Source organism: Catenulispora pinistramenti (assembly GCF_018274385.1).
GTDB lineage: Bacteria > Actinomycetota > Actinomycetes > Streptomycetales > Catenulisporaceae > Catenulispora > Catenulispora pinistramenti.
Map to the genome: position 1 here is coordinate 60,277 of NZ_JAAFYZ010000026.1, position 10,711 is coordinate 70,987.

The 10,711-nt window shown below is 69.9% G+C and carries 7 protein-coding genes and 1 pseudogene; 3 read left to right on the plus strand and 5 right to left on the minus strand.

Going from position 1 to position 10,711, the window contains the following annotated elements; all coding sequences use genetic code 11:
- Nucleotides 1-331: 331 nt before the first annotated feature.
- The 4 genes from KGQ19_RS10715 to efeU all read right to left on the minus strand — a co-directional run bounded on the left by KGQ19_RS10715 (nt 332) and on the right by efeU (nt 6,078).
- Nucleotides 332-1,114 carry a peptidoglycan-binding domain-containing protein gene (locus KGQ19_RS10715; RefSeq protein ID WP_212008946.1) on the minus strand — a complete coding sequence of 261 codons (783 nt, stop codon included), beginning with the start codon at nt 1,112-1,114 and terminating at the stop codon, nt 332-334.
- Between the two features lie 117 nt (nt 1,115-1,231).
- Complete coding sequence (locus tag KGQ19_RS10720; protein WP_212008947.1) at nt 1,232-2,086, minus strand: C40 family peptidase; 855 nt, start codon at nt 2,084-2,086, stop codon at nt 1,232-1,234.
- Between the two features lie 471 nt (nt 2,087-2,557).
- Nucleotides 2,558-3,808, minus strand: coding sequence for an iron uptake transporter deferrochelatase/peroxidase subunit (gene efeB, locus KGQ19_RS10725; RefSeq protein WP_212008948.1), 1,251 nt, complete (start codon nt 3,806-3,808; stop codon nt 2,558-2,560).
- 53 nt (nt 3,809-3,861) lie between these two features.
- Complete coding sequence (efeU, locus tag KGQ19_RS10730) at nt 3,862-6,078, minus strand: iron uptake transporter permease EfeU (protein WP_212008949.1); 2,217 nt, start codon at nt 6,076-6,078, stop codon at nt 3,862-3,864.
- Nucleotides 6,079-6,292: 214 nt separating this feature from the next.
- On the opposite strand from efeU, the gene KGQ19_RS10735 reads away from it, so the two are divergent.
- Nucleotides 6,293-7,354: a TolB-like translocation protein gene (locus KGQ19_RS10735; protein WP_212008950.1), complete on the plus strand. Its 1,062-nt coding sequence runs from the start codon at nt 6,293-6,295 to the stop codon at nt 7,352-7,354.
- Between the two features lie 61 nt (nt 7,355-7,415).
- Here the strand turns inward: KGQ19_RS10735 and KGQ19_RS10740 are convergent, their stop codons facing one another.
- Nucleotides 7,416-8,477 carry an MDR family NADP-dependent oxidoreductase gene (locus KGQ19_RS10740; protein WP_212008951.1) on the minus strand — a complete coding sequence of 354 codons (1,062 nt, stop codon included), beginning with the start codon at nt 8,475-8,477 and terminating at the stop codon, nt 7,416-7,418.
- 140 nt (nt 8,478-8,617) lie between these two features.
- Between KGQ19_RS10740 and KGQ19_RS10745 the strand changes: the two genes are divergently transcribed.
- Both KGQ19_RS10745 and KGQ19_RS10750 read left to right on the plus strand, forming a co-directional pair.
- A complete protein-coding gene (locus KGQ19_RS10745) occupies nt 8,618-9,592 on the plus strand; it encodes an Lrp/AsnC family transcriptional regulator (protein WP_212008952.1) in 975 nt (324 codons plus the stop codon).
- Nucleotides 9,593-10,005: 413 nt separating this feature from the next.
- A pseudogene (locus KGQ19_RS10750) lies at nt 10,006-10,711 on the plus strand (hypothetical protein); the annotation flags it as partial.

Here is a 10,711-nt window from a genome sequence, read left to right on the forward strand (position 1 = left end):
ATCAAACAGTGCGCGTCAGCAACCCCCGCGCCAACATACCCGAAGCGTTTCACGCATACGGCCGGAATCAGGGAATCCGGGACGCCGGGTATTGGCAATTTGCGTAACAATAGGTTGGGCTGGCGGGGGCAATACCTGGCCGGGCGTCCGGTTTGGGAACTCTTCGGGCAGCCGGGGTGAACGGACTGTCCGGCGGCATGGGTGAGCCCCCGATGCCGCGTTCGGCATCGGGGGCTTTCGGGCTACGGGCTACGGGCTACGGGCTAAGCGCTAAGCGCTAAGCGCTAAGCGCTAAGCGCTAAGCGCTAAGCGCTAAGCGCTAAGCGCTACGTCACCAGTCGCGCGCCGGGGCCGCGACGGTCGCGACGTGGCCGCGGTAGAAGTCCTTGCCCCAGCCGTAGTGGGACCCGGCCCACGGCGAGGTCCAGATCGCCTTCTCGGTCACCAGCGGCGTGTCGGACGCCCGCAGGTCGGCGGTGATGTGGCCGTAGTCGCCCGGGCCGCCGTTCAGGTTCGCGGCCACGTAGTGCGCGGCCACCACCAGGTTCGGGTACGCGCCCAGACCGGCGCCGCCCCCCGAGCCCAGCCCGTTGTTCAACGGGTTGTCGCGGTCGAACCAGTTCGAGGGCGGCTCCTCGCTGGCCATCCACTGCACCATCGTGGTGATGTTGTTCGAGCTCTGCGGCCAGCCGCCGTCGGCCAGGACCAGCCGGGCGAAGTCGTAGTTGGTCGAGCGGCCGTTGGACGGCGGGGGCGGGGTGCTGCCGCCCTCCAGCGACGCCTTGGTCGCCGGGCCGACGATGCCGTCCACCGACAGGCCGTGGGCGGACTGGTAGTTCTTGACCGCGGTCAGCGTCGCCGGGCCGAAGTCGCCGTCCACGGCTATCCGGGCGCCGTTCTTGTTCAGCAGCTCCTGAAGCTCGGTGACACAACCGCTCTTCTGGCCGTCGGAGATGTCGGCTGGGCACTGCGAGGAGGTGAGCTTGATCGGGGCTGGCGCGCTCGCGGCGGTGGCGGCGTTCGCGGTGCCGGCGGTGAACGCGACTCCGGCGATCGCCGCGGCGGAGGCGGCGACGGCCAGACCGATGCGGGGCATGCGGCTGCGCAGTTTCATGGCAGGGCCTTTCATTGGATGAAGTGCTGGGGAGCGGATCCACGAGACCGGATCCGAGAGACGGGTCTACGCGACCGGACCTAAGAGACCGGATCTAAGAGAGCTGATGCGCCCACATCAGAAGCGGTAGTACCCGATGAGGCGGCCGCCGGTGGAGACCGAGTCGGTCTCGACGTAGGTGCCGGTGTCCAGGGCGTCGATCATCTTGCCGCCGCCGATGTAGATGCCGACGTGCTCGGGGCTGCCGGCGTTGCTGCCGAAGAAGACCAGGTCGCCGGCGGCCGGGCTGGAGACCCGGTGGGTCTTGGCGATCTGCCCCGAGGTGCCGTCCGGGCCGAAGACGTCACGGCCGTAGGCCAGCGAGTAGACCCAGCGCACGAAGCCCGAGCAGTCGACCGAGATCTGGCCGTTGTGACCGAGGGTGTGGTGAGCGGTGGCGTTGTAGCAGGCCTGGTCCCCGCCGTCGGCGGCGCAGTCCGCCGGGCTCGGGCCGGGGCTGGCGGTGTGGCCGCCGTCCCAGCCGTACGGCACCCGGCCGCCGCCCCAGCCCCGCTCGGCCTTCCCGGACTCGATGGCCCGCGCGAAGTCGACGACCTTCGACTGCCCGCCGCCGGTCGGCGGCGGCGGGGTACTGGTGCCGTCCAGCGCGGCCTTGGTGTCCGGGCCGACGATGCCGTCCACCGACAGGCCGTGGCCGGACTGGTAGCTCTTGACCGCCGCCAGCGTCGCGGGGCCGAAGTCGCCGTCCACGGCGATGTGCGCGCCGTTCTTGTTCAGCAGCTCCTGCAGCTCGGTCACACAGCCGCTGTGCTGTCCCGAGGAGATGTCGGCCGGGCACTGTGCGGATGTGAGCTTGATCGGCGCCGGCGCACTGGCGGCGTTCGCGGTGCCGGCGGCCAGACCGACGCCGGTGAGCGCCACGGCTGTCGCGGCGACGATTTCCAGACGGGCTATTCGGCTGCGCAGCTTCATAGCGGGACCCTCCGTGAATTGACAGTGGTTCCGGACATGGACAACCCCTGCCGGTAGAAGTCCGGCCTTACTACGGGGTTGAGGTGAACCGGGCCAAATCATCACGGGGGAGCCGAGCTTCGCACAACGGTTTGGGCAGGCCGGAGCCGGACTCGGAACGTTCCACTGTTCCGAGCTGGTGCGAGGGACGGGTTGGCTGTTTCGGCGTCACGCGCTCACGCGCGGGTTACCAGTTAGATGCTGAGGACCACGGCCTGAACGAGGTCCTGGCGCGCGACCTCCCGAACGCCGCCGGGGTGGTGCCCTCATGTCAGCAAGGCGCGGGCTTCGCGGCCGAGCTGATCGACCGCGCCCACGCCGACGGCCGACTCCGCGCCGATTTCACGATGGCCGATCTCGCCACGCTGACCCGCGCGATGGCGCGGGTGATCCGATACGCCAGCTACCCCAGCTATCCCAGCTACCCCAGAGCTACGCCAGCAGCTTGCTCGCGTACCAGTCACTGGCGTTCGCGACACCGGGCAGCACATAGAAGTACCCGCCCCCGAACGGCTGCACATAGTCGATCAGCGGCTCGCCGACCAACCGCTTCTGCACCGTCTCGAACTGCCGCTCCAGGTCCTGGTTGTACGCCAGGAAGATGTGCCCGGCCTGGATGTCGCCGTTCTGGTCGAGCCCGAGATCGTAGTTGTACGACCGGCGGATCAGGCGCTGGTCCGAGGTCTGCGCCGTCCGCGGGTTGGCCAGGCGGATGTGCGACGTGAGGGGGATGACGTTGCCCTGCGGGTCGGCGGCGAAGTTCGGGTTGTCGTTCTCGTTGTTGCCGTCCAGCGGGGCTCCGGAGTCGCGGCGGCGGCCGAACATGTTCTCCTGCTCGCTGATGGAGACCCGGTCCCAGAACTCGACCAGCATGCGGATCAGCCGGATCACCTGGTAGGTGCCGCCCTGCGCCCAGGCCGGTTCACCGGCGGCGGACCAGACCAGGTCGGAGGCCAGGCCGCCGGTGGGGTTGGCGGTGCCGTCCTTGAAGCCGAGCAGGTTGCGCGGGGTGCCGGAGGGCCGGGGCGGGGAGTTGTAGCCCTCGATCTTCCAGCGCGGCTGCATCGCGCCGCGGGTGTGCTTGGCGAGGTCGCGGATGGCGTGGTGGATGGTGTCCGGGTGGTTGGCGCACAGCTGCAGCGACAGGTCGCCGTGCATCCAGGCCGCCTCGGGCGAGTCGTTCGGGAAGATGGTCATCGGCTTGAGCTTGGCCGGCTTGTGCGCGGTCAGGCCGAAGCGGTCGTCGAACAGGCTCGCACCGACGCCCAGGGTCACGGTCAGACCGTCGGCCGGCACGTCCGGGCCGAGCACGTCGCTGTCCGCGGGCGGCTGGCCCACGCCGAGGTCCGCCGGGGCACCGCCGGAGGTCAGGTAGCGGGCCCGCTCGGTGAGCGTCTTCATCAGTGCTATGAGATCCGCCTTGGACGCGCCGGTGACGTCGAAGGCCGCCAGGCAGGAGAAGGGCTGCTTCCCGCCCGGCGCCGGGGTGAGGATCCCGGCCTGGTGCGCGCCGTGGAACGGATAGGAGTCGGCGGTCGTGACGTGCCCGGAGTCCGAGGCGTCGGCGTCGGCGTGGGCGCCGCCGATCAGGACGCCGCCGGTCACAGCGGTGGTGGCGGCGCCGGCCGCGGTGCCCCACAGGAACCTGCGGCGGCTGAAATCCTTCGCTTCGTGCTCGGTCATGTCTGAAGAAGCCTTCGATATCCAGGGTGAGTGAGTCGGGGAGGCGGGTGCGCTTACTGAGCGGTCGGCGGGATCTCAAGCAGGTCGGGCACCGAGGCCAGCGTTTCGAGCAGCGTGCCGGTCGCGGCGTCCACCTTCTGCCGCGCGACCAGCGGGGTCACGCTCGGGGCCAGCCAGGCGCCGTTGACCTTCGCGGCGTCCAGTGCCTGGTCCAACGCGGTCAACTGGGCATCGGCCCGCGCCACCAGACCGGGCGAGCGGGCGTCGATGAGCGGGCCGAGCTCCCCCAGCACGACCTGGTCCACCTGGGTGTCCGCGTAGGTCATCGCGTACGCGGCGCCCGCGCCCTCGTCGTCCATCCCGGACAGGTGGTCGCGGATCGCGTCCTCGATGATCTCGTGCGCGCGCAGCGGCAGGTTGGTCGGATCGCCGGCGATGTCGTCGGTCGTGAGGTTCTTCTGCACGTCGCCGATCTCACCGGCCAGGCCGTCCACGACGGGCAGCAGCTGGGCGGCGCTCTGACCGTGGTAGAGCCCGTATTCGATGCGGTGCAGACCGGTGAAGCCGGAGTCGTTCACGCCGTCCGGAAGCCCGTCCGGCAGACCGTCCACGGCCACACCCGCATCGCCGAAGCTGTCGTAGGAGGCACCGACCTGCTCCCAGGTGAGCTGTGCGGCGAGCCAGTCGGCCTGGGCGGCCGGGACGTTCCCGGCGGCGATCGCGGCGCGCAGCGTGGTGATCTGGCTCTGCAGAGTGGTCAGATCCCCGGCCGCGTACTGCTGGTACTGCTTGTTCGGCCCCGTCAGGTCGTCCAACGTCACCGGTTTGACCGCGAGCGGCGAGCCCTGCTGCGCGGAACCGGAGACCTGCACCGCACTGGAGGTCAGCGCGCTGGCCCCGGACATCAAGCAGTGGAAGGTGTAGGAGCCGGAGCCGAGCGTCGCGGTCATCGGCGCGGTGGTGGCCGGGCCGAGGGTCTCGATCTCACCGACGATCGCGCCGGAGGAGTCGAGCAGCGTGATCTCCCCGGCCTTGCTGGACTTGTTGTCGATGTCGAAGGTCTGCTTGCCGGTCGTCGCCGAGTTCCAGCCGGGTGCGCAGGCCGAGCCGGTGACCTTCACCGTCGTGGTGGTCGCCGCCGCGGCCGCCGGGAGCGCCGCGATGGTGATGCCCGCGGCGAGCGCCGGGACCACGATGAGCACGCCGGCCACGGACCACGGTCGGTTACCGGCCAGGCGCTCCCAGCCGGGTGCCGTCACCGGCTCCGGCTCCGGCTCCGGCGTCTGCTGCGGCGTCGACGGTGCCCGCGGCTTCTGCGATTCCGGCGATTCCGGCGATTCCGCAGCAGCCGCCTCGGATTCCGCCTCGACGGCAGCGTTGGCGGCAGCGGCAGCGGCAGCCGTCTTCGCCTTGGAGGCGGCCATCGCGGCCGTGGCGACCCGCCCCGCGTAGACGAACGCCGGGATGACCACGGCGAGGTAGGCGACCCACGCGACCACCTGCAGCACCGTCAGCTTCGGCGCGAGATCGGTGATCCCGGTGATGATCGAGACCCACCACGAGTTGGGATCGACATGGGCGGTCAGGTCGAAGGAGACCCACTGCTGACCGGGCAGCCACCCGGCCTCCTGGAGATCGCCGAGGCCGTAGCTGAGCACGCCGGCCGCGATGACGATGAGCGCGATGGCCGTGCGGTTGAAGAAGACCCCGACGTTGATCTTCACCGCGCGGCGATACAGCAACCAGCACAACACGATCGCGGCGGCCAGCCCGAGCCCGGCGCCGACCAGCGGCGAGACGGTCGAGCCCGACGCCTTCACGGCCGTCCACATGAACAGGGTGGTCTCCAGGCCCTCCCGACCGACCGCGAGGAAAGCGGTCAGCGTCAGCGCACCCGCGCCGAGGATCGCCGCGCGCCGCACCTCGCCGCGCAGGTGTGAGGAGAGCGTGGCCGCCGTCCGCCGCATCCAGAAGACCATGCCGGTCACCAGGGCCACGGCCAGCACGCTGAGCACGCCGCCGACCGCCTGCTGCGCCTTGGAGGACAGCACGCTGGTCGAGTACGTCAGCACCGCGGCGAAGGCGCCGGACAGCATCACCGCGCCGAGCACGCCCAGCCACACCGGCGCCGTCGAGACCGGCCGGTCCTCGCCCTCGCCCTCGCTCCCGGCCTTGCGCAGGGCGGCGAGCAGGATGCTGACCACCAGGCCCGCTTCCAGTCCCTCGCGCAAACCGATCAGCAGGTTCGGTGCGGCGTCAGCCCAAGTCATGGGTAACAAGGTAAGGCATACCTAATAGAGTCGCGCAAGGGGGCGTGCGCGGAATCACCGTCGCGTGTCCACCAGACGTTTTCCCACCATCGGTACAGGGATATCTCGACTTCCCGCCAGATTCCGCCCAAGGCGGACACCCACCGCGATATCGTCTGCCGACCGGTCCGGGTGATGTGCGGTCCTTGGGGCCGACGCGGAGGGGAACACGCCGATGCCGATATCCGAGTCCCCGCATCGCACCAAGATCTTCATCGCGTCCGTCTCGGTGCTCCTGACCATCGCCGTCGTCGCGGTGATCGTGGCGTACCAGGGCCGGCCCACGGCGCGGGCGGGTATCAAGGGCACAGTGGTCCTGGACCAGTCCAACCCCCTGAACACCGGCTCGGGATACCTGGTCTACAAGACCACGGTCGCCGGCCCCGACTTCGGCACGCTGGCCGAGCAGCGCCTGTCCGGGAACGCGACCACCGTCACCGGCGCGACCACCGTCACCGGAGTACCCACTCTGTCCAGCGTCCAGTGCGACCGGTCCTACACAGCGGCCGGGATCCTGTTGTGTCTGCGCGCCGACGGCAATCTGGTCCGGGTCGCCGACGTCGAGGTGTACGACCGGAACCTGAAGCCGATCAAGAAGCTCCAGGCGGCCGGCATCCCGAACCGGGCGCGGCTGTCCGCGGACGGCCGGATGGCCGCCTGGACCACTTTCGTGGCCGGTGACGCTTACAACGGGCCCGCCTTCTCCACCCGGACGTCAGTCCTGGATCTGAAGACCGGGGCACTGAGCGATTCCCTCGAATCGTTCGCCGTCACGTTGCAGGGCAAGCCGTACCACGCGGTCGATGAGAACGTCTGGGGCGTGACGTTCGCCGCCGACGACAACACCTTCTACGCCACGCTGGGCACCGGCGGCCGGACCTGGCTGGTGCGCGGTGACGTCGCCGCCAAGACTTTGACGACGGTGACGGACAACGTCGAGTGCCCGTCGCTGTCGCCGGACGGCAAGCGCATCGTCTTCAAGAAGCGGGTGTCCGACGACGCCTGGAAGATGTGGCGCCTGGAGGTGCTGGACTTGACGACGATGGCCGAGACCCCGCTGGCCGAGACGCGCAGCGTCGACGACCAGGCCGCCTGGCTGGACGACCACACGGTGATGTACGCGGTCCCGCAGACCTCGGGTTCCGGCTACGACGTGTGGTCCACGCCCGCGGACGGCTCGGGAAAGCCGTCGGTGCTGGCCCGGGACGCGTTCTCGCCGTCGGTCACTTCCGGCTGAGCGGCCGACCGGGCTGACTGACCGGTTGGCCGGGTCGGGTCAGACTGGGCCGGCCCGCCGCTCAGATTTCGACTATGACCGTACCGAGGTGACGGCCGCCGATGGTGTCGACGATCGCCTGCGGGGCGTTCTCGATGCCCTTGATCCGCGCGTGGGGGAACACGATTTTCCCGGCCCGCAGCCATTGCGCGGACTTCTCGTTCCACTCCGCGAGCGCGTCGGGATCGTCGTCGGCGCTGTAGCCGCGCAGCGTGATCTTCTTCAGCAGCAGCTGGACGGAGTCCAACTCGACCGGTGCGGTACGGCCCGTACCGCTCGTCGCCAACTGGCCGGACAGCGCGCCGACCACCAGGACCCGGGCTCCGGCGTTGGCGACCTCGATCGCGGCCGCGAGCTGCTCACCGCCGACAGTATCGAGCACGACGTCGATCCCCTCGGGCGCGGCGTCCCTGAGCTGATCGGCCATGGATCCGCCGCCGCGCAGCACGACGGCGTCGTAACCGAGGCCGCTCATCAGCCGATCGGCCTTCGCCGGGGAGCCCGCGCTGCCGATGACGCGTGCGGCGCCGAGCAGACAGGCGATCTGGCCGGCCATCGAGCCGATCGCCCCGGAGGCGCCGGAGACGAAGACCGTGTCGCCGGGCCGGATCTGGACGCCCCGGGTCAGGGCGGCGTAGGCGGTCCAGCCGTGGCCGAGGTGGACGGTCGGGTCGGTCGGGTCGGTCGGGTCGGTCGGGTCGGTCGCGGCGTCCGGGAGCCGGGTGAGCCCGGCCGGCGGGACGGCAGCGTACTCGCGATAGCCGAGATGATGGGATACGAGATCGCCCGGCTTCAAGCCACTGTCGCGACCTGCGACCACAACCTCTCCCACAGCCTGTTCGGCCAACGTGTCACCCGGTCCCAATGCCGGGAACGGGACACCCTCGACCGCCTCGGCGCCTTCGCTGATCATCATGCGGATCGAGGCGGACACCCGGAAGGCGAGGTTGCGAACCAGGACCTCATCCTCAGCGGGAGTCGGCAACGGAGCCTCGGCGACGGCGAAGTTCTCGACGGTCGGCAGGCCTTCGGGCCGCGTAACGAGGCGGACTTCGTAGCCGGTGGCGGGCAGGGCGGTGCTCATTCGGATCTCCCGGAGATCGGCGCGATTGCTGGAATCCACCCTGAACCGCCACACCGTCTCGCACCATCGGTCGGCCCCGCCACACCGAAAATCGATGTGCCCCAGCTTCTGATGCCGCTTCTCGACATACGATCAGTCACATGGATCTCCTCGACCGACAGATCGCGCACGCTCTGCGCCTCGACGGCCGAGCGTCGTTCAGCCGCATCGCCGCTGTTCTCGGTGTCTCGGACCAGACGGTCGCGCGCCGCTACCGGGCGCTGCGTCAGGCCGGGACCGTCAAGGTCGTCGGCGGCCTTTCGGCCGGCCGCATCGGGCTGACCACCTGGGTGATCCGATTGCAGTGCGCGCCGGGCTCCTCCGCGGCGATCGCCCGGGCGCTGGCCAAACGCGCCGACACGTCCTGGGTCCGCATCGCCTCCGGCGGCACCGAGGTGTTGTGCAGCATCCTGACTCCGGATGACGACCGCGAAGCCCTGCTCCTCGAACGGCTTCCGGCCACCAAGCCGATCATCGCGATCAGCACGTACTGCGTCGTGCACACCTTCACCGGCAACGAGGACGGCTGGCAACCGGTCGCGACGGCGCTGAACGCCGAGCAGATCGCGGCGCTCGCTCCCGATCCACCCGCCAATCCGCCTGCCGATCCACCCGCCGATCCCCGGCCGGAGTCGGCGATCGCCCTCGATCCCGCCGACCGGATCCTCGCCGCGGAACTGGCCCGCGACGGCCGCACCCCGTTCACCGAGCTCGCCGCCGCGACCGGCCTGGACGAGTCGTCGGTCCGCCGCCGACTGGCCGCGCTCCAGGCCGACGGGACGCTGTACTTCGATCTGGACGTCGACAGCCGGGCTTTCGGCTACGGATTCAGTGCCCTGCTATGGCTGTCCGTCGAGCCGGCCCGGCTGTCGGCGGTCGGGCAGGCACTGGCCGGGTTCGCGGAGGTGGCGTTCGCCGGTGCCACCACGGGTCCCACCGACGTACTGGCGTCCGTCGTGACGACGAGCGGCGCGGCCTTCTACCTGTTCCTCACCGAGGCCATCGGCGCGCTGCCCGGGGTCCGGGAGATCCAGAGCGCGCCGGTGCTGCGAACGGTCAAGCGCGCCGGCGCTTAAGGATGGACTAACAGTTTGTCGGGCCGCTGATATACGTCCGCACGATCCAAAACCGGTGCGGCCGTCAAGCCCTGATGAACACCCGTCGGTTCCAGGAGCAGCACATCGGGGTCCTATCGCCATTCAGCTTCGCGACCAGCGACTATCGAGGTTCGTCGCAGGACCGGTCGCGGCTTCGAGAATATGTCCGATACGCCGTTGACCTCCCTACCCGGCAGCGCTAACTTCCCTAGTCGAGGCCTCAGGGAACCGACCGTTCGGTCAGTGGTTTTAGGGCGGCTCCCGCGAAACAGAGCACTGCGTAGCTCCACGGCACAGCCGGATCCGGGACAGGCACACCCCTACCGCAAGGTGGCCGCACCACACACAGGTTCTTGCCACCACCCCCACGTATCGAGAGGGGAACCACCCCAGTGAGAATCACCTCACGCCTGCGCACTTTCGCGTGCCTGGCAACAGCCGTCGCCATGGGCGGCGCGCTGGCGATCGGCAGCGCGACCGGCGCCACCGCCGCCACCGCGCAGTCCTCCGGCGCGGCCACGTCAGCGGCCACCGCCACGATCGCCGCCGAGGCGGCCGGCTCGGCCCACGCCTCCCAGCCCGCCGTCACCCCGGCGAATCAGGGTTCGACCCACGCCTGCCCGGCGGTGATCGTGGTCGGCCACGAATCCTGCTTCGCCCTGAAGCGCAACGCGGTCCACGCCTCGACCGCGGGGACCTCCCCGAACGCCATCCCGTCCGGCGTCGGCTACGGGCCCTCACAGTTGCAGTCGGCCTACAACCTCACCTCCGCCTCGGCCTCCGACGGCGCCGGCCGGACCATCGCGCTGGTCGACGCCTACGATGACGCGAACGCCGCGTCCGACCTGGCCGCGTACCGGTCCGCAGCGGGCCTGCCCGCCGGCACCTTCACCAAGGTGAACCAGAGCGGCCAGACCTCGCCGTTGCCCTCGGCCCCGCCGGCCGGCGACGACTGGACCCTTGAGGAGTCGCTGGACCTGGACATGGCCTCCGCGATCTGCCCGCTGTGCAGCATCGTGCTGGTCGAGGCGGCTGACGACTCCAGCGACGGCCTCTACATCGCGCAGAACACCGCGGCGAGCCTGGCCGGTTACATAT